This window comes from Acinetobacter terrestris, from assembly GCF_004331155.1.
Classification (GTDB): Bacteria; Pseudomonadota; Gammaproteobacteria; order Pseudomonadales; family Moraxellaceae; genus Acinetobacter; species Acinetobacter terrestris.
This window is the reverse complement of sequence record NZ_SJNZ01000012.1, coordinates 20,326-47,308: the sequence shown is the minus strand read 5'-3', so window position 1 is coordinate 47,308 and position 26,983 is coordinate 20,326. Positions and strand designations below refer to the sequence as shown.

Here is a 26,983-nt window from a genome sequence, read left to right as displayed (position 1 = left end):
GAATCGAAACCATGACAAGTCTAACTCAAATCGCAGTAACTTTCTATAATGCTGAATTATATGTTGTTAAGCATGAAGGGCAACCCTACACCCTAATGCAAACTATTGTTGAAGGCATGGCCTTGGATTGGAAAAGTCAATTCGTCAAACTAAAACAGTCTTTTGCACAAGGTATGGTGGAAATCCCCATACCTACAATATGTCACTTACATTTAATGGCCGTACTGGAAAGCCACAAGTGTCATTTATTTCAAACAATTCTTGAATACTGGATAGCGAAAATATTGCAGGAATCATTGGTGATCCATCTGGACCTAAGAAAGAGCTTCTATCTGAAATTATTCAAGCAGCAGCTAAACGCTTAACCAAATAATTTCACCACTTATTCCGTTTTATGGAGTATCTATGAACTATTAAATTCCACTATATATTCCGTAGAGCAATGATTTTCATTTGGCAAAAAGTATAAAAGCCCATGTTGGTCGCATGAGCTCTTATAGATTGTCTTGATTGTTGTCCAGACAATCCCATTTTGATGAATAGGGGCATTTTTGTCAATCCTATCTCAAGTCGCTTTTTGCCTGTTTTTAATAAACAGGAGGCTCAAATGAGCACTAAACTTAAAAATGGTCAGTCACGTTATCAGTCTAAAGCCAAAGTCGTGACCATCAAAAAATTTCAGTTATTGACGTTGGTTAAGGCAACCCGTTGTTTAAATGATGCAGAGTTCGCAAAATATGGTGACGCTTACTTCGAATTCCCCATGATTATTCAGGGAGATGGTAGCCCTTCAGAAATTTTTAATCTGTACTTGCTGAAAAAATTACAGCAAACAATACAGTATGATTTTAAAACATTTACATCTATTGCTCATCAGCTTGTTGATTTTCAGCGCTTTTTGGAAGATGAACAGCTGGACTGTTTGAAATTTCATAAACTAAAACAGTTGAATGCGATTTTTAAATATCGTACTCGTCTTATAGACCAGACGAATGCAGGTTTAATTTCAGCCAGTTCTGCACGTAGTCGAATTAATGCTGTGGTGAACTTTTACCGATTCCTTGTCACAGAAGATCTGGTTGATCATCAGCGTTATGGCATGCCCTTTCAAGATGTCTACAAATACATTGCAGTGGATAATGAATTTGGCGCACGTAGAAAAATGGCAATCAAATCGCATGATCTTGCGATTCATGTTCCAGCCAAAGCGCCGAATTCTGAGGCGATTGTGGATGGTGGTGAATTAAGCCCACTCACTGTTGAAGAGCAGGCCGTTATATTAAAAGCACTGCAAAAATCATCACGTGAATATCAGTTGATGTTCTATCTTGCATTGTTCACGGGTGCTCGCCTGCAAACAATTTGTACTTTACGAATCAAATATTTACTCAATCGTGAATCTGATAGTCATGGCTTTATCCGTCTGCCTGTTGGAGCTGGGACAGGTATTGATACTAAATTTCAAAAGCCAATGATGCTGCTAATTCCAAATTGGTTGGCACAAGATCTTAAAATTTATATCAATAGTGAGCAAGCACGTAAGCGTAGACGAAAGTCAAACTATGGCGACTCGGATGAAAATTATGTGTTTCTCACCAAGCTTGGCACACCTTTCTACACCAGCAAAGCTGAACAGCAGGAATTGACCGAGAAGATCAAAGCTTCTGACTCATTTGGGACTAGGCTTAAACTCTATGAAGGCGAAGCGGTACGTAGTTATTTAAAAGTCGTGTTATTACCCGAGATTCGCTTGATTGATCCGAAATTTCAAAGTTTTAAATTCCATGATTTACGTGCCAGTTTTGGGATGAATCTACTGGAAAGCCAATTACAGCACCTGCCCGAAGGACATTCGGCTATGACAGCTGTCGAATATGTCCAAGCCAGAATGGGTCATACCAATATTAGTACGACTTTACAGTATTTGAACTATAAATCGCGACTAGAATGGCGCAGTAAAATTCAGCATGAGTATGAATCAAATTTAATGAAGTATGTGATGTCTTCTGTCAATTCAGCAGGAGATTTGTCATGAGCTTCATACGTACCCCATTGTTTGTCCATATCTCCGATATCAACAAACAGATTAATGAATATGAGCGACTTGTTCTCGTCTGCAAAGATAAAACTGCTTCTTTTGGTTTTAAGACATTAGATATTGGAACTCTGTTTTACCGTAAAAGAGTGTCTGACGAGGTTTTGTCGGAACAACAGTTATCTGCATCTTTTGATGAAAAAAGGCGTTATTTTTTACAATGTTTGACCGACTATTTGCTGCAAATGGGTGGAGCAGATTTGTCAAAAGGACTCTTTTACTACACTAGTAAAATGTTTCTAGATTGGGTAGATCAGCAAAAGAAAGTTTTTGATTTATCGAAACAAGATAGTGTGATTGATGCGTATCGTCGTTACAGTAAATATTTAGTTGATCGCACTTTGCTTGCTGACACTGAAGAGGAAAGTTTGGCTGCACATACAGCAAAGCAATATCAACGTAATGCAGCAAAACTAATCGCATATATATTTGACTGTCATGAAATTGATGTTGTTAGTCAAGCGATGCAAGTCCAATCTCAGCGTTATGATGTTCCTGTTTTACCAATTGCGGAAGAAGATCATCAAAAAACTTATGCAACTTTGTTGAATGTCTTTCTTGAAATCCATCGTATTGTGATACAAGAAGCAGATTTTCCTGCACATTTTCAATCTGTGAATGAAGAAGACTTCTGTTTTTACTCGGGCTTTCATCATCAAACTGAAAAACAGCATATCCAGTTTGATATGCAGAGTTATTTAGCCAAATATCCAGTTATTCCAGCTTTTTCCAAAATGCTAGCTGATTTCGATCTTGCTGAGGATAGTAAATATAGAAAGCGCTTACGTGAAAATCGTAATGAAGCTCTGTATAAATTGCAGCAACGTAATGAGAATAAGCGACACATAGAGCGTGAAAGACTTGCTTGCTATGGTCTTTGCATCGGCATGTTGTTATTTATCGCACAAACTGGGGCAAATTTAGACACTGCTCAACAGTTACAACTCGATACGATGGAAATCCTACCCAGTACCCAAGGGCGAAGGTTTTCGGGAACAAAAAGCCGTGCAGGAGGCAAGACAGTATACCCAGAATTTGGGGTGAAATTTGAGCCAGTGTTTAGGAAGATTCTGGAACTTCGTGAATGGTATATTCAAGATGAACCATGTGATTTCATCTTTCCATTACGCAACGAAATTCAACAGTTGGGACCATTCAGCTACGGCAGATTACAATTAATGAAAAAGCTTTTTCAGCGCATTTTCCCAAGAATGGTCTGGATTACACCGCAACAGTGGCGTAAGCATAAAAGCAGTCAATATGTTGAGTTAAGTGATGGTGATCTACTGCTTGAAGCAGAAGTAATGGGTCACTCTCTCGAGACCGCACGGAAAAACTATAGTCGAACTTCATTTCAAGATGCAAGTCAGCAAATTTCTCGATTTTTTAATGAGCTGCGAGAAGTTGCCGTTACAAAAACTCGAACTGTTGAACATATTGCTGTGCAAACTATTGATGTGACTGTAGATACACACTCTTTACCTGTCGGTGCTTGTTCTACAGTAAGCCCACAGCCTGAAAAAGCTATTGGGTTTACTGAACAAGCCCCTGTGCCCAACTGTCGGCAATTTGAGCATTGTTTATTCTGCAAGCACTATGCCGTACATGCCGATGATGAAGATGTACGTAAGCTTTTGTCACTGAAAAGCCTATTGAGTTACGTCAAACAAAAAGCAATGGATTTAATCAAGTGGGAACAAGAGTTCGGGGTTATATTACATCGTATTGATGAAATACTCAAAGAGTTATCAAATAGTTATGAGACTTTAAAAGATCGTATTTTTTCGATTCAGGAAGAAGTTGAAAGTGGTGATTTAGATGCGTATTGGCTGAATCATTTTGAATTGCTAATTGATTTAGGGTGGGTCGCATGAGTTCATTGAATCATTATTTATATGCACGTGGCGTTGCTGAGCAGTTTTTACCTGACGAATACCATCTTGAGAATAATCAGCTGAGTGTTCCCACAAGCTTTATATTATCCCGTATGTCAAATGGCTCAACACTGTCTAAATTTGGCGATGATGTTTGGGACTTTTCACCGTATCTACCGAAGTGTCACTGTAAATTAAATTTTAAGAGCTGGTCGAAACATGCTCGTGAGAATGATTTTATTTTCGGTCAAATTCGTGCAGAAATGAAAAAAATCATTTTTGCCTTACTGTACGTTAAAACAGGCCCATCAATTATTAAAAGTATTGAGCAACGGCATATTGTCTTACGATAGTTTGCTGCCATTGCCTACCGAAATGGTTGTACATTGACACAATTATTTAGTGATGCAGCTTATATTGCGAAAGTACAGGATGCTTATGCTGGCATCAGTTACCAAAAAGCTAATCACATCAAAGCATTTTTAACTGATTGTTTTACTATACAACAGCAGTACCCCTTATTAATTCCAGCATTTAATACATATCAACCAATTAAGCATTTAGCAAAGCTCGCTGCACAAATACGCTTGCAGTCGGGCAAAGTAGGTCCACAGACTAAGTTAATTCCTTCACGTATTTATATTGCCTTAATTAATACTTTAGTGGATAAGTTGAATGAGTTTAATCGGTATGTACCTGCTTTATATCAGTGGTTTCAGCGCATTCAACAAGAGCCTTCTTTTGCGCGTATGCCACGTGAGTTTAAAGATTATAAAAATGCAGTGAGTTTTATGGATGCTCGAGATTTGCTTGGTTTAACAGAACTATTTGAAAATAATCAGATTCAAAAACATGCCAATCTCACCCGTTATATGACGTTGATTCAAGGTATGGCCAAGCTTTGGATTCATCTGTTTACAGGCATGCGGGATAATGAAGTTAATCAACTGTCTTATGACTGCTATCAAACGGTTCAGAGCAATGAGCATTTTGTGCATATGTTAATGGGCTATACTTCCAAGTTACATGGTGGCGGTAATAAGTCTACCTATTGGATCACGTTTGAGGACATTAAATTTGGCGTGAATGCAGCACAAAGTATTGGTGAAATCTATGCCTTATTTAATCCGCATTACGATTTTTCTAATCCTTGTGAATATCCCTTATTTCCAACACGATATTCACAAAAACATCGGCATAAAAATAATCGAAATATTGAAAATGAAACGGATTTTATTTCCAATTTTTCAGGTGCTCCGACTAGAACACAGTCCAATTTTAACGAGTATTTGAACCATATTTCGGCATTACTTGGTGATGAGTTGCGCATCTGTGAAAGTGACTTGGCTGAACTGGAAGCCTTTGATGGTTTCCGCAATTGGCGAGAAGAAAAGGACTGCCAGCTGGGTGAATATTGGAATATCTGTACACATCAATTCAGGCGTTCACTCGCTGTTTATGGAGCACGTTCAGGCATTATTGGATTAGGTGCTTTATCAGTTCAATATAAGCATTTAACAGAAGCAATGACTCTGTATTATCGCAACAATGCGGTGTTTGCCCCCAATATTTTAGCTTCGGATAGCCAAAAGGAATTTATTCAAGAGTTGGAATATCAGCGACTTGTGCATTCTTATACTCAGTTTGAGAATGGTGTAATTAACAGTTCGAGTAAGCTGTTTGGTGGCGCAGGAACGTATTTGCAGTTGCAAAAAGATCGTGAGCAATTACTGAAGGTTTTTCCTAACCGTGATGAAGCCATTAAGCGTATGAAGAAAAGCGAAATTGCCTATAAGCCCAGTCTTTTTGGTGCCTGTACCAACCCAGATTCTTGCGAAAAAATTTCCTTTACTGCTATTACGAGCTGTCTGAGCTGTGCACATGCAGCTTTTGATGCTGACAGTGCTGATAAAATGCAAAAAGCAGTTCAGCGACTACAACGCGTGCGTGACGCACAAGTGCAAGGTAGTTTACTGTACAAACAAATGGACAGCGACATTATGTCTTTAAACAAGACCATTCAAAAAATTAAAACGATCAATATTGAGGTTTAAAACATGAGTGCACTCAATGAATATTATGCTGCTTTAGAGCGTCTAAAAGCCAATAAGCCGACTGTTCTACCGAAAGGTTCTGCGATTAATAATGATACGGTGGCACTGGAAGCAGGGCGTAAACGGGGTTCAATTAAGAAGAGCCGTCATGCTGCGCTTATAGAGGCAATTGAGCTGGCTGCACAGGAAGCAGGGAAAAATGTTCTTTCGACTATACAACAGGTTGAAAAAGCTAAAAATAAGACTAAGGCAGTTAAAAGTGATCATGAGCAGTTAAAAGAAGATTATGGAAAATTGCTGGAAAAAGTTAATTCGCTGTTGTTAGAAAATTTTGAATTAAGACATGGCAAATGATTTTTTAAAGTGAAAAGCCACTAAATCAATGTTTAGTGGCTTTTCTATATATCAAATAAACCCTATTTTAGTAGAAGATCTATTTTAACTTTATATTTTTGATTAAGAGGCAACTACAGGGGGTGCAGTACCTTTTAATGTAGTTACGGTTGGGCATGATTTACTAGCGAATTTAGCATCAATATTTGTTTCACAAACCCAAGCGCCATTTTCACTGCGATACATTTGTACTACTTTCCCACGTACACCAGGGTTACCTTGTTGGAATTGTAAACGAATGATGCCTTCGCCTGCTTTAGGAGTAGCTTTACCAATATCTTCTAAATTCATTTTACCTAAAGTAGATGTATTGATTCCTAGATCTTCCATACGTTCACCACGTACTGCTGGTATTATGTTATCTGGATCTGTATCGTCTGCTTCTTTAGGTTTGGTTGTGCCATCAGGAAATTCACCATATTCCATTACATATTCTTCTAAACCAGTTTTATTTGCTGATAAAGTTGAAACAGCAGCAGCTACATTCGAACGAGCAACATAATTTTGATATTGCGGAATTGCAATAGCAGCCAAAATACCGATAATAGCGACTACAATCATCAACTCGATCAGCGTAAAGCCTTTTTGAGCGTTCATAACATTCTCCACAAATGTTTTTGTTAATTTAATTATAAGCTTTGTAAGCTAGTTTATAGTTTGCACAAACTGTGCCAGAGCATATTATCCAATTATTTCGCATAAAATCAACACATTGTTTAATAGATTAGAGAATGTAAAAAATCATAAAGTAAATCTATGTAACTAAGTGACAAAAAGTGTCAGTTTTATTGCTTTTGTGGGAGCTCAAATTACAAGTTGTCTGTACTTGAAAAGTTAGATTTTTAGTAGGCCGAAAAGTAGACAATTATTACTTGAGTCGTGATTAATTGCGCTAGTTACGAAAGCAATTAAAATCGAATTATGCTGTTCTATGCTGAATGTTTTATACATGGAAAAGAGCTATTAAATGAAACGGCTAAACGATTTCAAAATCACCGATGAGCCCTTCGCCTCGTTATAAAAATTTTTACCTATGCAATTTAGTGGCGATGAAGCGACTCGGCATATTGTGATAGATCATGCAAGACGTGTGATGTGTCAGCATGAGGAAGAAATACAGAAATTGGCTTATAAATGAGTCTGAGTTTTTCCATTTTGTTTTTAGAATTATTTAACTCTTAAAATATTTCACAACTTTCCTGCTTTTATAAAATTTATCCTCTCACACTGAATAAAAGCTTTTTTCAATATGGACAAAATTCAAAATTTTGTCTATTAAAAAGCATGTCCATATGGACAAAATGAATAATGATGTAAAACAAGAAAATTCAATGGTTTGATGCATGTCCATATAAAGTGACTTATGGAATGTATTTTAAGTGGTGTATTAAAAAATTATTTTATAAAAAGTAATAAATTATTAGATGTTGTAATGGTTGCATTAATTATTTCAGGAGTTTTATCTTCAGTTATTTCAATCTATCAATGGCTGGATTTTGCAAAAGGGAGTTTATGGCTGTATGAGGTAAGGAGTACTCGTTTTTCCGCAAATTTAGCACAGCCGAACCATCTTGCAACACTTCTCTTACTTTCTTTATTCTCTTGTTTGTATTTTTTCAATAAACTGAAAATAGTTTATATTTTAATTTTTATACCTTTATTACTATTTTCTTTGGTGCTGACACAATCCAGAGCTGCTTGGCTTGCATTAATTATTATAGTAATTTTAAATATTTTGAAATGGAAGGAAATAACCTCTAGTGTAAAGATAATAATTTTTTCGCTTATTCCTTTATATATGGGAATTGTTAATTTATTAAGTAGAAGTAATCAATCAAATGTTGCTGATAGAGTACATAGTGGATTCGAGCGTTTGGCGATATGGAAAGATTTTTTTTGTGTTTTTCCTCATTTAAATTTTTGGGGAAATGGCTGGAAAAATGTTGAATATTATCAATTCCAATATGGGAATAATTTTTTTGTATATCTTTCATCTTACCATAACTTACTATTAGATTTGCTTGTAATATTTGGAATTATTGGTGGTGTTTTTTTTATTTACATATTTATTAATCTGTTAAGAATATTTTTTAGGATAAAGTCTGAAAGAGATTTCATTGTTTTTTTAATGTTATTTGTTTTAATTAATCATTCTTTATTAGAATTTCCTTTATTTTATAATTACTTTTTATTTGTATTTTGTATTTTGTGTTTTGTATTTTTATTTAAATTCTAAATACTCCTCAAGTAATATTGAATTTAATGTTGGTAATAATTTTTTTTCTATTTTGGTTGTCCCAATTATCATTGCAAGTTTTTTCTATAGTCAGGCTTTCGAAAAAAATAGAGGAAATTATCGTGCAGCTTTTTTAGGCTATTGCGTTGCTGGATTAGAGAAAAATATTTTATTTGATGAATTTAATAATTTAGCATTCATAAATTGCAGGGAAAATATTTCTTTAAATAATATTTCCTATTTTGAAAAAGGATTGCTTCAAAGACCTTCATCAAATAATATTTTAAAATTAATTTATGTTTACCATCAAGTGGGTGAGTATGATAAACGAGATATCCTTCTTCGCCAATACAATGCCAAATATCTCCCTAAATATACCTTATATGAAGTTCTTCAGAAAAAGTTTTTTTAAATAAATTACTTACAGTAGTTTGGTAAGTAAATGCTGCTAATGTCCGAGGAATTACAGGTTCAGTGAAAAGTATCATTATCAGTATTACTTATTGTGAAATTAGAATCTAAGTGTTTGTTAGCTAATTTAGAATAAATATTTGAATTTTTTAAAGTAAATGAGAGATGATAATTATTATTAATAGGAGTAGATACTGTTATCGAGAGGATAAAAATATTCTTGGATTGGCGTAAGCTTAGGTGATCGATTTCCGCTTGAGTAGGACATGCTCCAATTTGGCTATATGTAAGCTTACAAAAGTTTTATACTTTTCTGTATCACCTATAACATTAATAATCTGTGCTTTTGAGACATAATGTAAATAGGAGGGGAGGGCTAAAGCAGCTAAAATAGTAATGATTGCTATAACAATCATTAATTCAACTAATGTAAATCCAGTTTTCATAATTTTATTCGATATTAAATACATATATAATCAAAAAGCATGCCAAATTTATTACATTAAAAATCAATAAATTATATTTATTATTTGTACTATGTTGAAAAGAATGACAATAATTCATGATTTTTGTCACTTTTTAGTAGTTGGTTAGCTTTATATAAATTATTTTTCTAGGGCCTCTCATCAATTAGCTTGAGAGAATCTAGCTTGTCCTCATTATCTTTTCATGACTAAGCGCTATGCATTAAGAAATGATCAATGCGAACACAATAAGGATCTGTTACCGCAAGGTATCCCTTGGCGAGATTTACCAGAACGCTTTAGTGATTTTAGAGCAGTGCACACTCGCTTTAGCTGTTGGACTAAAACAGGTAGGTGGCAGAGGAGTTTTGAAGTGCTGCCACATGATTGTGACAATGAATATGCATGCTGAACTCTACCATTGTGCGTGCTCATCAACACAGTACCGGAAAAAGATCAGGCGATCACGCATTAAAGGTGGCTTAAGCACTAAAATTCATGCCCGTACTGATGCTTTAGGCAATCCAACAGGATTTATCTCACTACCGGGCAGATTCATGACTTAAAAGATGTTGATGTGCTGCTGGACTTACCGTTAAGCCAGACTTGGCTTATGGGTAAAGCTTACAATTCCAAGGATCGGGTTTGATCCTATCCATAAGATCAAGGGTTAGATCGTGATGCCATAAAAAAGTAATGCGATTGACCAGCGTGATTATGACCAGCATCTTTATAAGGCAAGACATCTAATCGAGAACTTTTTTGCCAAACTCAAGCAGTATCGTGGTATTGCTACATACTATGATAAATTGGCTCAAAACTTTCTGTCAGTGATTTACCTTGCTTCAACAAGAATCTGGCTTAATTGATGACACGTCCTAGAAATTTTGGTATACATAAGTTGAAAATTACTGCCATAAAACAACCTTTTCTCTATCATATAGCAAGTTCCTTTTCTTGCTTTAAAATATGAAATTCCTTCTACTCCTCTTAGCCAGTGTATTTATTGCATTGGCCTGGCTTCTCCCCATCCATTACCGACCTTGGGTCACTTATACAGGCGAGCTATTTGCCTTCTTATCTCTTTTTTCATTAGTTGCAATTTATTTAAAAGACAAAATTAAACTGCCTGTATTAAGTTTGCCTTTACTGTTTCTTGCTACTATCCCGCTAATTCAATGCTTGGGTGGTGAATTATTTTTCTTCGATAAAGCTTTGACCAGTACGCTATTTGTCTTTGGATTTTGGCTGAGTATAGTTATCGGCTATAACTTGTCGGTAGAAAAAATAGATCGTGAAGAGGTTTTTACTGGACTAAGCTATGTATTTTTAATGACGGGAACAGCAACAGGTATTATTGCGATCTGCCAATGGACCAATTTAGATGCCTATTTGCCGGGAATGGTCAATATACAAGGCAATAGACGTCCTTTTGCAAACTTTGCTCAGCCTAACAATATGGCGACTTTTCTACTCATGTCATTAATGGCATGTTTATATCTGTATGAAAAGAAAAAAATTCAGACTAAATGGGTCGTAGCATGTGCTTTACCTATCGTTATCGGTGTTGCCTTAAGTCAATCACGAACTTCCTGGGTCGCGTGTTTGTGTATTTTAGTCTATTTGGCTTATCAGCAGTATCGTGGCTTCATTCGCCTTAAATGGTATTGGGCAGTTACATGGTTTATTTTATTTGCGGGACTGATTGTAATATCCCCTGTATTGAGCCAGCTACTTGCACAAGCCACTGATGCACAAATTATACAGAGTAAAGATGTAGTACAGCGCGCAACAGGAGATATGTCTCGCTTAGCCATTTGGAATCAAATGTTACATGCGATTGCAGACCGTCCATGGTTTGGCTATGGCTGGAACCAGACCAGTGTCGCTTATACGCTGGTCAGTGATCATTTCCAAGGTCCAGTATGGGTTCGGAGTGCACATAATTTTATTTTGGATTTTATCCTGTGGAATGGCTTAATTATTGGCATACCATTCTTAGCATATTTTGGCTATTGGGGCTATCAACTGAATAAGCATGTCAATTCGGTTGAGTCTGTGATCGGTATTTTAATGATTGGTGCTGTACTGATTCACTCAATGCTGGAATTTCCGCAATACTATGCGTATTTCTTGTTACCGGTTGGTTTTATTATTGGCCTAGTTCAGTCTCAGCAAGCTAATATTAAAACCATCACACTTTCGCCCAACTATATGCGCGTAGGATATGCGGTTTCTTTAGTATTGCTGATTTTAATTGTCAGAGATTATTCGGTGATGGTGCCCAAACTGAACCAGTCGATGCGTTATGAGCAAACGCCTGAGAAAATCACCAATCAAGATCAAATTTATCTGCTAGAAGAATTTAACCGACGTATTGAGTGGATTCGGATGAATCCGTATAGCAAAGTAAATGCAGAGCAATTAGACGATATTAAGGAGATGGTGCTTAACTATCCGACTAAATACGATCTGATTAAATATGCCAAAGTACTTGCTTTTAATGGCTATGAGCAAGAAGCCAAACATCAACTGTGGTTATTGAAAACATTACGTAAAGTTGATCTGGACTATGCTTCATTGGCCCAACCGGTTTCTGAGAAGTAATATCTAAAACTAAAAAAGCCAGTCAATTGACTGGCTTTTTTATGGAGAGCATTAGATTTGGCTTTGAATATAATTTTCGATCCCGACTTTCTCAACCAAATCAAGTTGAGTCGTGGTCCAGTCCAAATAGTCTTCTTCTTTTTCTAGAATTTCCTGTACAAGATCACGGGTCACATAATCCATTTCCTGCTCAGCTAGACTGACCGCTTTTTGTATCACTTCAATATTTTCGTTTACCTTGCGCACATCACAATTCAGCACTTCAACCGTATGTTGACCGATGTACAACTTGCCCAAATTTTGTAGGTTCGGTAGACCTTCAAGAAATAAAATACGTTCAATAATTTTATCGGCATCTTTCATTTGCTGAATGGATTCTTTATATTCTGCAGAACCAAGCTTCTCAATTCCCCAGTGATTAAACATACGAGAATGCAGGAAATATTGGTTAATGGCAGTCAACTGGTGATACAACACCTGATTTAACTGATTAATCACATCACGATTGCCTTTCATTGTAAGTTCTCCATCAACAATTTCTGCCTTAACCATGTGTCAGGCAATCAAAAAATTATTATTACAATGATCTTAAACAAGAACCGAAATAATGGCGAGTAATTTATTGAACGGAAAATGAAAATCGGAATCAAAAACGATTAAAGGTCAAAGTGCAATACTGTAATAAGAAAACCCGCTTAGAGTCATAAGCGGGGGAGGAAGATGATCTTTCGATCATTAAACTTTGATTATTATGGTTATGGTGTTTAAGCGGCTATCGATATACGGGCAGCGATTTCTGAAAGCTCATCGCTAATGATGGCGCGCGCTTCTGGCGCACAGCGGCCACAACAGGTACCCAAATCAAGCAAGTCGCGAATTTCACGAAAGGTTTCAGCGCCATTTGCTACAGCATCTTTAATATCTTGATCGGTAATACCACGACATAAACAAACGTACATTTTCGACTAGCCACAATAGTGAAATAGGATAAGTAATATTATTGATAATTATTATCGTTTGTCAATGAAATTCATTTGAAATATCATTCTTATTCATTGGGTTTTTGAATAAAAAAATACCACCTGATCGGTGATATTTTAGACGATTTTTTAACTATTTGATTTTATTTGTTAATAATGACCACGCCATCCATTTCGACTAAAGCGTCTTTAGGCAGACTTGCGACACCTAATGCTGCACGTGCAGGGTAGGGTTGTGCAAAGTATTCACCCATAATCTGGTTCACCAGCTGGAAATGCGAAAGATCAGTCAGGAAAATGTTCAGTTTAGCGATATCTGCCAAAGAGCCACCGGCTGCTTCACAGACTGCTTTTAAATTATCAAATACGCGACGAATTTGTGCCTCAATACCTTCAACCAATTCCATACTGTAAGGATCTAAGCCAATTTGACCAGAAAGATACAGTGTATTTTCCACTAAAATCGCTTGAGAATATGTACCAATTGCTGCTGGTGCATTTTCCGTATGGATTACTTGGCGGGACATTGATTTCTCCTTATATCATCTTCATACATCATAGCGTATATCAGTCAAAAAAGTTGCATATGATTGAATTAACTTGCTTTAGATGCTTCTGTAATATTAATCGGTTGGGCTAAACGGGTAATGCGCGGGAAACCAAAATGCATGCGTAAATCACGAATGATTTGCGCAATTTGTTTACGGTTGTGCACCACAATATTCACGTAAGTTTTGCCTTCATGGTTATGCACCATTTCTACACCGGTTTTTTCTTTACGGCATTGGTAGATGAGTTCAGAAATTTGTTCATCATTCATGACCATATCAATGCTTAAATAGGCGGTAAAGCTAATATCATCGGCATCTTCAGAAGCCCAGTGCAAAGGCATAATATTTTCTGGATGCTGGTGCTGTTCATGTAGAAGGTTGTGGCAACGGGCACGATGTACGATTAATCCACGGCGCGATAAGTGTCCCTGAATTGGATCACCGAGAACAGGGTTGCAGCAATGTGCATATTTGACGTCCACACCTTCAGTGCCTTGAATCAGGCGGGTTGAAGATTGGGTTTCTAAACTCTGATCTTGCGCAAACAGATGATTGGCCACCAATTGCGGAAGCAGGTCGCCGACAGCGACTTGTTCAAATAACTGCGCTTTAGATTCGATGTGACGCCATTGCAAGATATCAATCCAGTCGGCTTCTGTTAAATCTTTCATTGAGCGATTAAACAGTTTAAGCGCACGATTCAGTGCTTGCTGGCCGACCAGCTGCTGCTCTTCAATATCTTGATCACGTAAAATATTTTGTAAAGCACGGCGGGCTTTTTGGGTGTTAATAAAACTGAGCCAGTCTGGATTGGGTGTCGCGAGGACATCAGTAATAATTTCAATTACTTGACCGCTAATCAGTGGTGTTGAAAGCGGTTTGGTTTCGCCATTTACTTTTGCACCCACAGCATGGTTGCCTAAAAATAGACTGGCTGAATAAGCGAAATCGACGGCTGTCGCACCTTGAGGCAGTTCATGCAAATTGCCATGTGGGGTATAAACCCAAATTTTTTCCTGATGTAAATAATCTAACAGATCACTAAAGGTGGTTTTGGCACATTCGCCATCTACCAGCACATTTAGGTTCTGCATGGAAGCTTGAATGGCTGAACGGCAGGCTTGAGGCGCATTTTCACCTAAGACCACACCAAAACGGGCAGCCTTACGCATCAGTTCAGTTTGAATGGTCAGTGATAAAGTGGTTTTCTCACCTTTTAAACGCATCATCAGTGATTGATTTCCGCCTGGAAGGGGACGGCGGATATGATCTTCATAATGCAGAATCTGGAAATTTTCCCGCAAGATTTCTGCCAGGCGGTCACAGTCGGCAATGCTTTGTAAAATAATTTCAAAAGCATGGCTATGCGTCAGTTCTTGCAGATTGATATCGTTTTTAACGAAGTGACGCAGTAATTCAATATTGTTATTTTTCTTTTTAATACGACCCGCAATTTGATGCTGCTGCAGCAGTTGGGTCAGATTTTTTTCCCAAATGCTTTGATATTCACAGCGTTTAGGTTTGGTTTGAAATAATGCTTCTTGCACATTATTAAACATATCAAGATCGAGATTTTGATAGCACAGATGTTCCAAGTTATCGGCCATCTCATTCATGCCGACAATACGTGCCATCGGAACAAAAATATCAAAGGTTTCTTGGGCAATACGCCGACGTTTATCAGGACGTAATGAACCCAGTGTGGTCATATTATGATAACGGTCTGCCAATTTAATAATAATGACACGTGGGTCTTGTAGAGTTGCTTGCAGAATTTTACGGAAAGAGGCGGCTTTATTATATTCTTTATCACTGGAATGGCTAAGTTTAGTCACACCATCAACCAGTTCAGCAACGGTACGTCCAAATTTTTCAGTGATGTCTTCTTTATTGAAGTCCGTATCTTCAATGACATCATGTAAAAGCGCAGCCATCAGGGTTTCTGCATCCAGACGCATATGCGAAAGAATGCTACTCACCGCGATAGGGTGCAGGATATAGGGTTCACCACTTTTCCGGGTGATGCCATCATGTGCAATATCGGCATAATCGCAAGCCACAAGCACGCGCTCGACATCGCTTGCACTTAAGTAAGCGTCGATAATGATTTTGAGCTGTTGTCTGGCTTGGCTGACCTGTGGGCCTGGCATATAACACCTTTACTACTTCAGTTTTACAGTTTAAATCGTTAGCCCTTTAATGAAAAACATATTGCATGACTTGTCAAATTTTTCATTTAAAAAAAAGCAAGAAAATACATCGTGAATAACGTATCTTTCTACTTATGTTATAACGGTTATTGAGCAAATATAAAAGTTTTCCAATAAAAAAAGCCTAGTTAAAAACTAGGCTTTCTTAAGATTTCTTTTCTTATTGGAAAGAAAAGCCATCTAAATTCAAGTTGTTTGCAGAAAGTGCAAGGTCAAGACTAGACGTTTGATAGTCTTGATCACGCTGTTTCAAAATATCTTTAGATACATGACCTGCTGCAATTTCACGTAAAGCAACAACGGTCGGTTTGTCGTTATCCCACTCTACAGTTGGTTCGATACCTTGACGTGCCAATTGACGCGCGCGTTTGCTTGCCACTAGTACAAGCTCAAAGCGGTTGTCTACATGGTCTAAACAATCTTCAACGGTTACGCGTGCCATAAGAATTCTCGTTTGAATATTAAATTTGAACAGACTGGGCAGTATAAAAGGCTTTGCCTGTAGACTCAAGTTTTAATCACAATTCAACGGGAGTAATTAATTTTTGAATCAATTCTTGCTGACGACCCGCTTGTTGAGACAGAACCAAACGATTGGCAATAATCACGCATTCCAAGTCATGTAATGCTTTATTAAAGTCATCATTAATAATGACATAGTCAAAGTTTGTATACTGTCGCATATCTTCAACCGCACAACTTAAACGCTGTTCAATCACTTCAACGGAGTCTGTACCACGGTTCGATAAACGCTGACGCAAATCAAACTGGCTTGGCGGTAAAATGAAAATTTGTTTAGATTCCGGGAAAAGTTTACGAACCTGATCTGCACCTTGCCAATCGATTTCAAGTAAAACATCATGACCTTTAGCCAATTGCTGTTTCACTGTGGCTTGCGCTGTGCCGTAATAGTTACCAAAAACTTCGGCATACTCAATAAAACCACCTTGCTCGACCAAAGCAAGAAAATCTTCTTTTTGGGAAAAATGATAATGCACACCTTCGAGTTCACCAGGGCGTTGACCACGAGTAGTGTGAGAGACAGAAACGTGTAAATTATTCACACGCTCAAGTAGGGCTTTAACGAGAGATGTTTTGCCTGTTCCAGATGCAGCAGAAACGACAAACAAGAGACCCGACATGATATTTTTCCTGATATGATAAAATATCTTCTCTATTTTAGAGCAGACAGCCAGCAAACTAAATAGCTGTTCGTAGGTTGTTTGCATTTATTTCAAATTATTCAGTCTAAATTCAAGTGAACATTGAGGGTCTTATGGAAATTGTATTGGCCAATCCACGTGGTTTTTGTGCAGGTGTCGACCGAGCAATTGCGATCGTTAATCGGGCACTTGAATGTTTTAATCCTCCGATTTATGTCCGTCATGAAGTGGTGCACAACAAATTTGTGGTCGATGATTTACGTCAGCGCGGTGCAATTTTTGTCGATGAACTGGATGAAGTACCTGATGATAATATTGTCATTTTTAGCGCACATGGGGTCTCTAAAGCTGTACAAATCGAGGCTGAACGTCGTGGTTTGAAAGTCTTTGATGCAACTTGTCCATTGGTGACCAAGGTGCATATTGAAGTGACTAAATATGCCCGTGAAGGAACTGAAGCCATTTTAATTGGTCATGAAGGTCATCCTGAGGTTGAAGGAACCATGGGGCAATATGACAAAAAAAATGGCGGTGAAATTTATTTGGTCGAAGATGAACAAGATGTGGCAGCTTTAGTCGTCCATAATCCTGAAAAAGTGGCTTTTGTCACGCAAACGACTTTATCCATTGATGATACCGCTAAAGTGATTGACGCACTGCGTACAAAATTTCCTGAAATTCAGGGTCCGCGCAAAGATGATATATGTTATGCCACCCAAAACCGTCAAGATGCAGTGCGTGATTTAGCTCTGCAGTGCGATGTGGTTTTAGTGGTTGGTTCTCCAAATTCATCTAACTCAAATCGTTTACGTGAATTGGCTGAGCGTATGGGGAAACAGGCTTATTTGGTTGATAATGCAGATCAGCTTGATCAAAATTGGTTTAATGAAAATACTAAAATTGGAGTCACTGCAGGCGCGTCGGCACCCGAAATTTTAATTAAACAGGTCATTCAGCGTTTACAGGATTGGGGGGCAAAAGCACCAGAAGAGCTTGCAGGACGTGAAGAAAATATTACTTTTAGTTTACCCAAAGAGTTACGTATTCCTGTAACTCAAGCATAAAGCGTGAATGATTTAACATTCTGAAAATTTTAAAAATTTGACAGATAATTGCTTTTTGGCAGTTATCTGTTTTTTTATGCCTTTTATCCTGTTATGTGTTTAATTTGTAATTAAATTGAGTAGTATCTTTAATAGGGTAAAGTTTTGTTGTCTTTTTGGGGGGGGTATGCAGGAAGCAAAAAAAAATCAAGGATTCACTTTAATTGAGTTAATGATAACGATTGCTGTGTTGGCGATTATTGCAACGATGGCGGTTCCTTCTATGGGTAATATGATTAACCAAAAAAGATTAGATACAAATACGAAAGAGTTAATACAGGTACTTAGCTTAGCTAGAAGCCAAGCAGTATTGCTGAAGACAAATACAACTGTAAGTTTTAATGATAATTTTACTTCAACGTCAACTAATTTTTCATGGGTTCCTACTTACAATAGTATCAAAATAATTGGTATACCTTCAGGATACAACACTGCCCCTAATATCGTTTTTAGTTCAGAGGGAATGATGCTATCTCGAAATTTTGTAAAATTAAAACAAGTTGAAAATGAGAATGGTGAAAAAGTATGGGTGGCGGATACAGTTTTAATAGATGGTGCAATGAAAAATCAGACAGAAAGTTATCCCAGAACGATCGCAATTTGTTCTGAAGATTTAAATAAGTCAAAAATTATAACCTATTCATTAATTGGAACTTATGAGTCTATTACGGATGGAGACTGTTAATGAGGAACTCTCAAAATGGAGTCGGGCTCATGGAAGTTTTGGTAGCACTACTTTTATTGGCAGTTGGGGTTTTAGGTTATACAGCATTGCAAGTTAAAGCAGTCGAGGCAACGACTGAGGCAACTCAGCGATCACAGGCTTTATTTGTATTAAAAGGGTTGGCTGAGAGTATTCGAGCAAATAATGCAGGTCGTAATGTATATCTTGGATTAGTTAATGCTGCTGTTCCTGAATCTGTAAATAGTGAATGTATTAATCCTGAGGGAACTGAATGCACTTCAGCTATTTTAGCAAGAGATGATGTACGTCAGGCGCAAGTCAATGCACGTAATTTTGGTATACATTTAAGAATGGAAAACTGTCCTGGAACTGCAACATTACCTGTTGGTAATCGACGTAATTGCTTATTTGCAGCATGGGGGGAGACGGATATTACTCAGAATGTACGTCAATGCATGAATAATACAGGTATTTATGTAGTGGGTTCCAACTGTATTATGATGGAGGCTTATTAATGAACTCTTATATTTCTAAGCAGACTGGATTCACTCTGTTGGAGTTAATGGTTGCTTTGGCACTAGGGTTAATCATTACTGCGGCTGCAACTCAATTGATTTTAGGTAGTTTTATAACAGCTAAATTACAAGAAGCAAACTCTCAAATTCAGGATAGTGGTTTGTTTGGTTTAGATTATTTAGTTCATGATATTCAAATGTTGAATTTTGGTAATAGCAATCAATATGAGATTCGATCAAATACGCCTAAAGGGGGAATTATCTTAACGGGAGGCACTGCTACATCGAATTTGAATGCGACATTGAACGGTACAAATATTAACGCAGTGATTAGTCAATCAAATGGTCCTTCCAATATAAATGCTATTTCCAGCGATCAGTTGACAATTCAATTTGTAGCTCCTTCAGATATGTTTAATTGTGAGGGTACATCTGTAAGAAAGGGTGACTTAATCGTTCAAAGATATTATTTACGTAATGACAATAATATATTGTCATTAGTATGTGATGCAAATTTACCAACACCTCCAATGATTACGGTGACTGATCCGCGTGATGCCACTAAAGAAATTTCTCAGGCTAATCCTCCACAAAACACACCTACAGTTATCTCCGGGTTAGGAACTGGAGCACAAGTTATTATTCCAAGAGTTGATCAATTCAAAGTATTACTTGGGGGAATGACATCTTCAGGTAATTTGGCTTATTACGATATAAATACTTTTAACACAAAAAATAATCTAAAAATTGTTGCACTTAAAATAAGTATATTAATTCGTTCCGATAATGTAATTAAAAGTTCACATATAGATCCGTCAAAACAATTTGATTTATTTGGTATTCCGGTAACAGGTTTATCAGGGTTATTAACAAATACATCCTCAACAAACCAAATTCCACGCCAACTATATATAGCTACTGTCGCACTTAGAAATGGATTGGGGGAAAATCGATGAAAAATATCCAATTCAGCTCAAAGTTATTAAGTAATCAAAGAGGTGCAACGTTAATTGTAGTGCTCTTTTTATTATTAATTATTATGGTTATAGGCACTTATGCAATAAAAATAGGTATTACCTCTTTAGGTATTTCAACGAATGCTCAAGTGAATCAGTTATTGGCTCAGTCTGCAGATACACCCTTAAATAAATACTTAAATACTTCAGATTTAAAAACATTAGTAAGCTATTCAACTGCTGTTGGTGCTGCTTTGGATGAAAAACAACCTAATAGAGAATTTATTTTTTGTTATAAACCCACGATTAATCGGGCTTTTGGTTTAAATATTGATACTTCAGTAATTGAAGCAAAAGAAAATGGTGATGATGCAAAACTAGTCGATAGTGGCATATCAGGATTTTGTAATATCAAACGTGATTTTGGCAGTGCAAGACAAGCTGTAGTTACACAAGTTGCAATTACAATTCCCAAAGAAAAAGATGAAACGAAGAAGCCTGGTGATAATTTAGTTCGAGGAACAAATTTGGCACTAGGTTCTGGGCTGCCTGAACATTTGGTTTCTCAGCAAAGTATTCGGGTAACTACAACTTCTTTTTTACCTGCCTATGCAAATACGGATATTGATACAGTGCAGAGCAATTGCCTTTCAAGTAATAAAACGTACATTTCTGACAATCTGAGTGAATCTTTAACTTCGAAAAAAACACTCAAAGAGTGTTTAAGTGATTATAACATTCCTGTTGTGAGTCAAGTCCAAGAATTTACTTTAGCTTCTTTCCTACAGCAAACTGTAGATCCATAGGTGATGAAAATGAATATGCAACTCAAAAAAATAAAGATGTCTACGTTGAGTGTTTCATTAACAGCACTTATGTTCAGTGGAGTCAGTCAAGCCAGTGATTTGCAGATTTATGCAACCCCAACAGCAGGACAAAAAACTGTTGTATTAATGGTTGATGTATCTGGAAGTATGACAAGCGGTACAGGAGTGTTAGGAGTAAATCGTCTTCAAGCGGTAAAAAATGGTCTGTTAGCTGTTCTAGATAGTAAGGATTCAAAGTTAAACAATATTGTTTTAGGTTTAGGTGTATACCCAAGGGTATCCAATATTGATGCGGGAAAAATACTTGTTCCAGCAGAAAAATTAGGAAATCCAGCAGGAATTAACACTCCTGAATCTGCACAAAGGCAACGTCTTAGGGCGATTGTAATAAATTTGACTACAGCAACTGGCACACCTACTTCACATGCATATGCGGAAGCAGCTTCTTATTTGATGGGAACTAGACCATATGGTGAAGTAACAACAACCTATTATCAAAAATATAGAAGATATAATTCTAGTTATAACGAATGTAATAACTATTCTAGCTCATTTAAAACATTAGAATATGATTCAGATGTTAAATATTATTATGAGTGTTCTTTGTGGAAAACTAGTAATGTAGGTCTACCCTCAACTTCAAGCTATGCATTTAAATTAGGTTCAAATAATAATGAAAGATATTATACTGTTAAATCCACTACAGAAAACATAAAAATTGATACTACCTATAGCGGTTTTGATAGTGCTGTAAGTGATGCAATAAAAAATACGTCAGGAGTTTCACACTATAAATCGCCTTTACCCACTAATAAGGTTACTTGTGACGGGCAGGGTATTTATGTCCTGTCAGATGGTGAGCCGAATGGAACATCGAATACTGCTGCTCAAACCCAAATGAGACATGTGTTGACTAATCCATTGGCTAACACGCCAAGTAGTTTTTCATGCGCAAATAGTACGACACTTACAAATCCATTAACTGGTGGTGACTCAGGAGGAAACTGGCAATGTATGGGGGAATTTGCGAAAGCACTGTATTCGGGGGAGAATCCTGCAGGTGTAAAAATTCAAACAGCTTTTGTAGGGTTTGGCTCAAGTTTCAATAATTTAAACTCGACTTCTTCAAATGCACAAGATATTAAAAATGCCTGTAAGCTAGGATCTCGTTTGAAAGGGGATAGTTGCTCTTATTATCAATTAGATGGAATTAATCAAAATACAAATGCGACTCTAAAAAATCCTCTTACTGGATATGGAAATGGTGGTTTTTATACTGGTAACAATGCTGCAGATGTAACCCAAAGTGTACTTAATTTTATTGATAATTTAGGCACAGATCCACTAGAGCCATTACCAACTGGTTCTATTTCTATTCCTGTCGATGCTTTAAATCCTAATGGACTACAGAATGTTGGCTACTTACGAATGTTGGAACCAAATCCAGCACAACCGAGTTTGCTAACATGGGTAGGTAATTTAAAAAAATATAGTATGACTAATGGTGTTCTGGTTGATGGAACTACTAATATTTTTAATGCAACTGGTGGATTTATTGCTGCAACTAAAAATATGTGGGGCGCACGTACACAAAATGATGGCGGTAAAATTAATATAGGTGGTGCATATGAAATGATGCCTGTACCTATTAGTACAAATACTACAAAACTAAGAAATGTATTTACGGATGCTAGTAGTGCGACTTCAAATTCAATTACTTCGCTAGTAACAATAAAGTCCGATGGTCAGTATGATGCTTCAAAACCTTTATTAAAAATTGGTGATTTGGCTACCGGAACTGTAATTTCAAAAGATTCAATATTAAATGCGTTCAGAGCGCAGAGTATTTTAAAGGATTTTCCATTAAATATCCGTTTGAAATTACTTAATTATATGGGTTTTAAAGTTGATGCAGCCTTAGAGGAGTTTCCTGCGAATGACGATGTTGCTTATGAAGGATCACCTTATTTCTCTATGGGGGGAATAATTCATTCATTTCCCGTTCAAATGACTTATTCAGGAACTGTGACTGAATCTGGTGAATTAGCAACGACTGATATTGTTTTACCCGACAATACAATTCTCAAACCACGTCAGCAATCAGTTTTATATGGTTCTATGGAAGGTGGATTACATATTGTTGATGCCTCTACTGGAATTGAACAAATGGCATTTATTCCAGCTGAATTGTTAAATAATACAAATACTTCTAGCGCACTAGTGAAAAGTGGATCTGGGACACCTGCACCAGCTCATGGTGTAGATTCTCCTTGGGTACTTGATGCAACATATCGGACAGTGGGTACTTATCCAAATTCGCAAATTAAAGCTACTAAAATGGATGTTTTGGGTGGTTTAAGAATGGGGGGGGCTAGTTATTATGGATTAGATGTATTGGATCCTACTGCACCTAAACTTAAATTTAGAATAGGAGCAGATCAAACTGATTTTGCTAGAATGGGGCAATCTTGGTCAAAGCCTATACTTATTAATATCCGTTATAATGGTGTGCCAACACGCGCATTCGTAGTTGGTGGCGGATATGATGCTTGTTATGAAGAGCCAAGATTTACATTATCAAGCTCTGCTACTGTGAATGATAGTACAAGTTGTACAGCTAAAACTCGCGCAAAAGGTAATGCTGTTTATGTGGTAGATGCTGAAACTGGAAAACGTTTGTTTTGGGCAAGCAATACAGGTTCAAATGCTGACAATGCAAACTTAAGACATAGTATTGTTTCTCGTATTAGTACTCTGGATCGCGATGGGGATGGTTACATAGATCATTTATACTTTGGAGATTTGGGTGGGCAAATTTTCCGTGTTGATTTGGATAATTTTCAGAAAAAAACAACTACTACCTTAGCAACAGGTTCCACAGTTTCATATTCAGCATTTGGTGTAAGAACTATCCGTTTAGCGAATTTGGCAACGACAAGCACAGGTGCTGCTATTGCAGCGGGTGATCAGCCTCGTTTTTATGAACCTGTTACATTAACAATTCATGATGAAGTATCAAATACATTTATTTTGGTGGGAGCAGCATCTGGTGACCGCAGTACACCTTTAGACGTTGCGCCAATCGATGGACGAGAAGGCTTAAGTCCTGCAGTGGCATTAACTGGACGGCCAACCAATAAAGTATTTGGTATTTTTGATCTTGATTTTCAAAAACAAGATTTAATAACAAATCTTAATTTAACAGGGAATTACGATAGTACGACTGCAATTAATAGCGTGCCTTTGAAAAATCGTTTAATAACACGAGATATTACCTTAAAGGATCTGTTGGCAGATCCTCAAACCACCCTTACTGGAAATGAAACGATTTATTCAAAATTCTTCAATGGTACAGCTTCTAAATTTGGCTGGTATCGCTCTTTATCGTGGAGTTGGGATACGAATGTAACTGGCTTAGAGTTATCTGGAAGCGGAACAGCTGCATTTAGAAAACCAGGTGGATTAAAAGCTTTTGAAGAGCCTATTGCAATTGGGAATAATTTATTTGTTTCGGTCTATGATCCGGAAGGAACAGGAGTAACTCCTCAAAACCCTTGCTTGCCACGTGTTATTGGAGAAACTGATAGGCAACAATATTGTTTACCATTTGGTATTTGTGTGAATGACAGTGGTGCAATAGATACCACTAGAGAGAAAAAGACTGGCTTTAAAGTAGAAAAATTGCCTGATGGTACATATAAAAACACTAATGTAATTGGTAAAGGTATTCAAGGTTTAGCACTTGCAAATAATGGTGGCGAAGGTGGGGGATCCAATAATTGTGGTAATTTTACTCTAGCTACAAATACGGAAGGATTAGGTAATTGGCAATGTACACGTAAATTAAATCCAACTCGTTGGTTTGAAAAAAGATAAGGGGGTAGATGTTAAATGAAAAAAATTAATAGTGGCTTTACCCTAGTTGAGTTGATGGTAGTGGTTATGATTATAGCTGTTATTGCCGCTATTGCTTTTCCAAGTTATCAAACATATATCAGAAAATCGGCAGAATCTGGAGTCATGCAGGAAATGTTGAAAATTTCAAGTTTACTTGCAAAACATAAAGCAAAAAATTTTACGTATAAATGCTTTGATCTGGCTGATTATTATGGTGGAAGTAATAATCTTACAATGATTAATTACCCACTGAATTCAAATGGAAATAATATCCAATACACTTTGTCTCTAGTTGATAATAGTTCTAATAACCAAGTATTGGTTGATGCCTCTTGTGATGATGCAAATACTGATACTCTTGGTTTAGCCCAACAGTGGGCAATAATTGCAACTAAAAATCCAAATAATAATTTAGTTAAAGATAAGAGTTTTAATTTTTTGTTTACAAGTCAAGGATTTAGGTGTCGTAATAAGGCTAATAATGTAACTCGATCTGGATGTGGTGGAGGGGGGGAGCAATGGTAAATAAAGGTTTTACTATTATCGAATTGATGATAGCAGTTGCGATTATTGGAGTTTTGGCAGCTATTGCTTATCCTGGTTATCAAGAATACGTTAGAAAAACTGCACGTGTTGATGCACAATCAGAAATGATTGAAGTCTCAAGAAAATTGGCAAATTTTAAGGCTGCAAACTTCAGATATAATGGTGAAAATATAGCGAATTTAGGAATTCCGTCACAGTTGCCTTTAGCAGGTAAGGGATTGTATCGATTGGCTATAACTCCTTCCAATGAGGGAATAATGACAGGTGAAAATTGGGAGTTACTTGCTACACCCATGTCTGGTACTAATCAAATTGGTGATGGTCACATTGTCTTAAATCATCGTGGTGAGCGTTGTTGGATCCAAGGTTCAGATAAAAATTCAGGTACTCCCTGTGTACCTGGAGCAACAACAAACTGGGACGGCCACTAAAATAAATTCAAACTGTGGACAACTTAAAATTTGATCTTTCTTTCGAAGTAAATATGACGTAAAATATTGCCCTCTATGAAAGGGGTTTGAAATGCTGCCGATGGTCGGCACAGGGATAATCCGTAAAAACTATAAGGTTGTATCATGGTCGTAATTCGTCTAGCACGCGGTGGTGCTAAAAAACGTCCGTTCTATCAAGTTATTGTAACTGATAGCCGCAATGCGCGTGACGGTCGTTTCATCGAACGTATTGGTTTCTTTAACCCTACAGCTCAAGGTCAAGCAGAAAAACTTCGTTTAGATGCTGATCGTTTTGCTCATTGGGTTTCTCAAGGCGCTCAACCTTCTGAACGTGTTGCTTCTTTAGCTGCTCAAGCTAAGAAAGCTGCAGCTACTGCATAATTTATTGCGAATTAAGTAGTAGGTATAACCCATGACACCAACACAGAATGTTCCCGAAGATCGTATTCAGATTGGACAGTTACGTTCAGCATATGGATTAAATGGGTGGCTCTGGGTCTATTCCAATACAGAACCCATGAGCAACATCTTTGACTATCTGCCTTGGTACATTGAGACCAAAGAAGGTTGGCAAATAATAGATGTAAAACGCTGGAAACCGCATGGTAAAGGCTTGGTTGTTTCGTTGAAAGGTGTGAGTGATCGCACAGCAGCGGATGGCCTGGTTGGCACAAATGTCTGGATTTCAAAATCGCAACTTCCGAAAGCAGGAATGGACGAGTTTTACTGGACAGATTTGAAAGGCTTAACAGTGTTAGGTTTGGATGATGCTGAACAAGAAGTAAATCTCGGTAAAATCCATGAACTGTTTGAGACAGGTGCCAATGATGTGATGGTGGTTCACGCAACACCAGACAGCGTTGATGCTGAAGAGCGTATGATTCCATGGCATAAAGATGTGGTACAGCGAGTTGATCTTGAAGCTGGTCGTATCTACGTAAATTGGGGCGTAGATTATTAATCC

The 26,983-nt window shown here is 37.2% G+C and carries 25 protein-coding genes and 2 pseudogenes; 19 read left to right on the top strand and 8 right to left on the bottom strand.

Translation table 11 applies throughout. The features are described 5' to 3' along the window. Positions 1 to 11 precede the first annotated feature (11 nt). From E0H81_RS08345 to E0H81_RS08325, 5 genes and pseudogenes are all read left to right on the top strand, one after another. Positions 12 to 365 (top strand): phage antirepressor N-terminal domain-containing protein, encoded by a 354-nt coding sequence (locus E0H81_RS08345; protein ID WP_131318123.1) that lies wholly within the window; start codon positions 12 to 14, stop codon positions 363 to 365. Positions 366 to 607: 242 nt separating this feature from the next. After that, entirely contained in the window at positions 608 to 2,035 is a 1,428-nt protein-coding gene (locus E0H81_RS08340; protein WP_131318121.1) for a tyrosine-type recombinase/integrase, read from the top strand. After that, entirely contained in the window at positions 2,032 to 3,969 is a 1,938-nt protein-coding gene (locus E0H81_RS08335) for a hypothetical protein (protein WP_131318119.1), read from the top strand. Before E0H81_RS08340 ends, E0H81_RS08335 begins: the two co-directional genes overlap by 4 nt. Continuing rightward, positions 3,966 to 6,023 (top strand): annotated as a pseudogene (locus tag E0H81_RS08330) (hypothetical protein). Before E0H81_RS08335 ends, E0H81_RS08330 begins: the two are co-directional and overlap by 4 nt. Positions 6,024 to 6,026: 3 nt before the next feature. After that, on the top strand, positions 6,027 to 6,377 hold the full coding sequence (locus E0H81_RS08325; RefSeq protein WP_131318117.1) for a hypothetical protein: 351 nt from the start codon (positions 6,027 to 6,029) through the stop codon (positions 6,375 to 6,377). 102 nt (positions 6,378 to 6,479) lie between these two features. Here the strand turns inward: E0H81_RS08325 and E0H81_RS08320 are convergent, their stop codons facing one another. Beyond that, positions 6,480 to 7,013, bottom strand: a complete 534-nt coding sequence (locus E0H81_RS08320; RefSeq protein ID WP_131318115.1) for a pilin — start codon at positions 7,011 to 7,013, stop codon at positions 6,480 to 6,482. Positions 7,014 to 7,779: 766 nt separating this feature from the next. On the opposite strand from E0H81_RS08320, the gene E0H81_RS08315 reads away from it, so the two are divergent. Then, the gene (locus E0H81_RS08315; RefSeq protein WP_131318113.1) at positions 7,780 to 8,652 is read left to right on the top strand and encodes an O-antigen ligase family protein; all 873 of its coding nucleotides are present in this window, start codon (positions 7,780 to 7,782) and stop codon (positions 8,650 to 8,652) included. Continuing rightward, on the top strand, positions 8,630 to 9,064 hold the full coding sequence (locus E0H81_RS08310) for a hypothetical protein (protein ID WP_131318112.1): 435 nt from the start codon (positions 8,630 to 8,632) through the stop codon (positions 9,062 to 9,064). Before E0H81_RS08315 ends, E0H81_RS08310 begins: the two co-directional genes overlap by 23 nt. 235 nt (positions 9,065 to 9,299) lie before the next feature. On the opposite strand, the gene E0H81_RS16325 is transcribed toward E0H81_RS08310, so the two are convergent. Next, positions 9,300 to 9,509 carry a pilin gene (locus E0H81_RS16325; protein WP_131318110.1) on the bottom strand — a complete coding sequence of 70 codons (210 nt, stop codon included), beginning with the start codon at positions 9,507 to 9,509 and terminating at the stop codon, positions 9,300 to 9,302. 223 nt (positions 9,510 to 9,732) lie between these two features. Here E0H81_RS16325 and E0H81_RS08300 point away from each other — a divergent pair. Next, positions 9,733 to 10,396 (top strand): annotated as a pseudogene (locus E0H81_RS08300) (IS5 family transposase). A gap of 100 nt (positions 10,397 to 10,496) precedes the next feature. Next, on the top strand, positions 10,497 to 12,134 hold the full coding sequence (locus tag E0H81_RS08295; protein ID WP_131318108.1) for a PglL family O-oligosaccharyltransferase: 1,638 nt from the start codon (positions 10,497 to 10,499) through the stop codon (positions 12,132 to 12,134). Positions 12,135 to 12,185: 51 nt separating this feature from the next. Here E0H81_RS08295 and bfr read toward each other — a convergent pair whose 3' ends face one another. From bfr to gmk, 6 genes are all read right to left on the bottom strand, one after another. After that, positions 12,186 to 12,650: a heteropolymeric bacterioferritin subunit Bfr gene (bfr, locus tag E0H81_RS08290; protein ID WP_131318106.1), complete on the bottom strand. Its 465-nt coding sequence runs from the start codon at positions 12,648 to 12,650 to the stop codon at positions 12,186 to 12,188. A gap of 248 nt (positions 12,651 to 12,898) precedes the next feature. Continuing rightward, positions 12,899 to 13,093, bottom strand: a complete 195-nt coding sequence (locus tag E0H81_RS08285; RefSeq protein WP_131318104.1) for a bacterioferritin-associated ferredoxin — start codon at positions 13,091 to 13,093, stop codon at positions 12,899 to 12,901. A 164-nt stretch (positions 13,094 to 13,257) separates the two neighbouring features. Then, positions 13,258 to 13,641, bottom strand: coding sequence for a RidA family protein (locus E0H81_RS08280; protein ID WP_067726797.1), 384 nt, complete (start codon positions 13,639 to 13,641; stop codon positions 13,258 to 13,260). Positions 13,642 to 13,709: 68 nt separating this feature from the next. Next, entirely contained in the window at positions 13,710 to 15,815 is a 2,106-nt protein-coding gene (locus E0H81_RS08275; protein ID WP_131318102.1) for a RelA/SpoT family protein, read from the bottom strand. A 220-nt stretch (positions 15,816 to 16,035) separates the two neighbouring features. After that, a complete protein-coding gene (gene rpoZ, locus E0H81_RS08270; protein WP_004650579.1) occupies positions 16,036 to 16,317 on the bottom strand; it encodes a DNA-directed RNA polymerase subunit omega in 282 nt (93 codons plus the stop codon). A gap of 76 nt (positions 16,318 to 16,393) precedes the next feature. Further along, complete coding sequence (gene gmk / locus E0H81_RS08265; RefSeq protein ID WP_131318100.1) at positions 16,394 to 17,017, bottom strand: guanylate kinase; 624 nt, start codon at positions 17,015 to 17,017, stop codon at positions 16,394 to 16,396. Between the two features lie 134 nt (positions 17,018 to 17,151). On the opposite strand from gmk, the gene ispH reads away from it, so the two are divergent. The 10 genes from ispH (at position 17,152) to rimM (ending at position 26,980) form a co-directional block, all read left to right on the top strand. Next, positions 17,152 to 18,102 (top strand): 4-hydroxy-3-methylbut-2-enyl diphosphate reductase, encoded by a 951-nt coding sequence (gene ispH / locus E0H81_RS08260; RefSeq protein ID WP_131318098.1) that lies wholly within the window; start codon positions 17,152 to 17,154, stop codon positions 18,100 to 18,102. Positions 18,103 to 18,268: 166 nt separating this feature from the next. Beyond that, positions 18,269 to 18,826 (top strand): pilus assembly FimT family protein, encoded by a 558-nt coding sequence (locus tag E0H81_RS08255; protein ID WP_131318096.1) that lies wholly within the window; start codon positions 18,269 to 18,271, stop codon positions 18,824 to 18,826. Next, a complete protein-coding gene (gene pilV / locus E0H81_RS08250) occupies positions 18,826 to 19,341 on the top strand; it encodes a type IV pilus modification protein PilV (protein WP_131318094.1) in 516 nt (171 codons plus the stop codon). Before E0H81_RS08255 ends, pilV begins: the two co-directional genes overlap by 1 nt. Then, positions 19,341 to 20,297 (top strand): prepilin-type N-terminal cleavage/methylation domain-containing protein, encoded by a 957-nt coding sequence (locus E0H81_RS08245; RefSeq protein ID WP_131318092.1) that lies wholly within the window; start codon positions 19,341 to 19,343, stop codon positions 20,295 to 20,297. The genes pilV and E0H81_RS08245 overlap by 1 nt, the downstream gene beginning before the upstream one ends. After that, complete coding sequence (locus E0H81_RS08240; RefSeq protein WP_131318090.1) at positions 20,294 to 21,103, top strand: pilus assembly protein; 810 nt, start codon at positions 20,294 to 20,296, stop codon at positions 21,101 to 21,103. The genes E0H81_RS08245 and E0H81_RS08240 overlap by 4 nt, the downstream gene beginning before the upstream one ends. A gap of 9 nt (positions 21,104 to 21,112) precedes the next feature. Then, positions 21,113 to 25,000 carry a PilC/PilY family type IV pilus protein gene (locus tag E0H81_RS08235; RefSeq protein WP_378235334.1) on the top strand — a complete coding sequence of 1,296 codons (3,888 nt, stop codon included), beginning with the start codon at positions 21,113 to 21,115 and terminating at the stop codon, positions 24,998 to 25,000. Positions 25,001 to 25,015: 15 nt separating this feature from the next. Next, positions 25,016 to 25,546, top strand: a complete 531-nt coding sequence (locus E0H81_RS08230; RefSeq protein ID WP_131318088.1) for a type IV pilin protein — start codon at positions 25,016 to 25,018, stop codon at positions 25,544 to 25,546. Continuing rightward, positions 25,540 to 25,998: a type IV pilin protein gene (locus E0H81_RS08225; RefSeq protein ID WP_131318086.1), complete on the top strand. Its 459-nt coding sequence runs from the start codon at positions 25,540 to 25,542 to the stop codon at positions 25,996 to 25,998. The genes E0H81_RS08230 and E0H81_RS08225 overlap by 7 nt, the downstream gene beginning before the upstream one ends. Positions 25,999 to 26,142: 144 nt before the next feature. Continuing rightward, complete coding sequence (gene rpsP, locus E0H81_RS08220) at positions 26,143 to 26,400, top strand: 30S ribosomal protein S16 (protein WP_131318084.1); 258 nt, start codon at positions 26,143 to 26,145, stop codon at positions 26,398 to 26,400. Positions 26,401 to 26,431: 31 nt separating this feature from the next. Further along, positions 26,432 to 26,980: a ribosome maturation factor RimM gene (rimM, locus tag E0H81_RS08215; protein WP_131318082.1), complete on the top strand. Its 549-nt coding sequence runs from the start codon at positions 26,432 to 26,434 to the stop codon at positions 26,978 to 26,980. The last annotated feature ends 3 nt before the right edge of the window (positions 26,981 to 26,983 follow it).

Coding starts and splice junctions, on each gene's coding strand:
- E0H81_RS08315 (WP_131318113.1), top strand. CDS start 7,780: ATGGAATGTATTTTAAGTGGTGTATTAAAAAATTATTTTATAAAAAGT.
- E0H81_RS08275 (WP_131318102.1), bottom strand. CDS start 15,815: ATGCCAGGCCCACAGGTCAGCCAAGCCAGACAACAGCTCAAAATCATT.
- E0H81_RS08335 (WP_131318119.1), top strand. CDS start 2,032: ATGAGCTTCATACGTACCCCATTGTTTGTCCATATCTCCGATATCAAC.
- E0H81_RS08245 (WP_131318092.1), top strand. CDS start 19,341: ATGAACTCTTATATTTCTAAGCAGACTGGATTCACTCTGTTGGAGTTA.
- gmk (WP_131318100.1), bottom strand. CDS start 17,017: ATGTCGGGTCTCTTGTTTGTCGTTTCTGCTGCATCTGGAACAGGCAAA.
- E0H81_RS08295 (WP_131318108.1), top strand. CDS start 10,497: ATGAAATTCCTTCTACTCCTCTTAGCCAGTGTATTTATTGCATTGGCC.
- E0H81_RS16325 (WP_131318110.1), bottom strand. CDS start 9,509: ATGAAAACTGGATTTACATTAGTTGAATTAATGATTGTTATAGCAATC.
- pilV (WP_131318094.1), top strand. CDS start 18,826: ATGAGGAACTCTCAAAATGGAGTCGGGCTCATGGAAGTTTTGGTAGCA.
- E0H81_RS08345 (WP_131318123.1), top strand. CDS start 12: ATGACAAGTCTAACTCAAATCGCAGTAACTTTCTATAATGCTGAATTA.
- E0H81_RS08240 (WP_131318090.1), top strand. CDS start 20,294: ATGAAAAATATCCAATTCAGCTCAAAGTTATTAAGTAATCAAAGAGGT.
- E0H81_RS08280 (WP_067726797.1), bottom strand. CDS start 13,641: ATGTCCCGCCAAGTAATCCATACGGAAAATGCACCAGCAGCAATTGGT.
- rpsP (WP_131318084.1), top strand. CDS start 26,143: ATGGTCGTAATTCGTCTAGCACGCGGTGGTGCTAAAAAACGTCCGTTC.
- E0H81_RS08325 (WP_131318117.1), top strand. CDS start 6,027: ATGAGTGCACTCAATGAATATTATGCTGCTTTAGAGCGTCTAAAAGCC.
- E0H81_RS08225 (WP_131318086.1), top strand. CDS start 25,540: ATGGTAAATAAAGGTTTTACTATTATCGAATTGATGATAGCAGTTGCG.
- E0H81_RS08285 (WP_131318104.1), bottom strand. CDS start 13,093: ATGTACGTTTGTTTATGTCGTGGTATTACCGATCAAGATATTAAAGAT.
- bfr (WP_131318106.1), bottom strand. CDS start 12,650: ATGAAAGGCAATCGTGATGTGATTAATCAGTTAAATCAGGTGTTGTAT.
- E0H81_RS08340 (WP_131318121.1), top strand. CDS start 608: ATGAGCACTAAACTTAAAAATGGTCAGTCACGTTATCAGTCTAAAGCC.
- E0H81_RS08235 (WP_378235334.1), top strand. CDS start 21,113: ATGAATATGCAACTCAAAAAAATAAAGATGTCTACGTTGAGTGTTTCA.
- E0H81_RS08320 (WP_131318115.1), bottom strand. CDS start 7,013: ATGAACGCTCAAAAAGGCTTTACGCTGATCGAGTTGATGATTGTAGTC.
- ispH (WP_131318098.1), top strand. CDS start 17,152: ATGGAAATTGTATTGGCCAATCCACGTGGTTTTTGTGCAGGTGTCGAC.
- rimM (WP_131318082.1), top strand. CDS start 26,432: ATGACACCAACACAGAATGTTCCCGAAGATCGTATTCAGATTGGACAG.
- E0H81_RS08230 (WP_131318088.1), top strand. CDS start 25,016: ATGAAAAAAATTAATAGTGGCTTTACCCTAGTTGAGTTGATGGTAGTG.
- rpoZ (WP_004650579.1), bottom strand. CDS start 16,317: ATGGCACGCGTAACCGTTGAAGATTGTTTAGACCATGTAGACAACCGC.
- E0H81_RS08255 (WP_131318096.1), top strand. CDS start 18,269: ATGCAGGAAGCAAAAAAAAATCAAGGATTCACTTTAATTGAGTTAATG.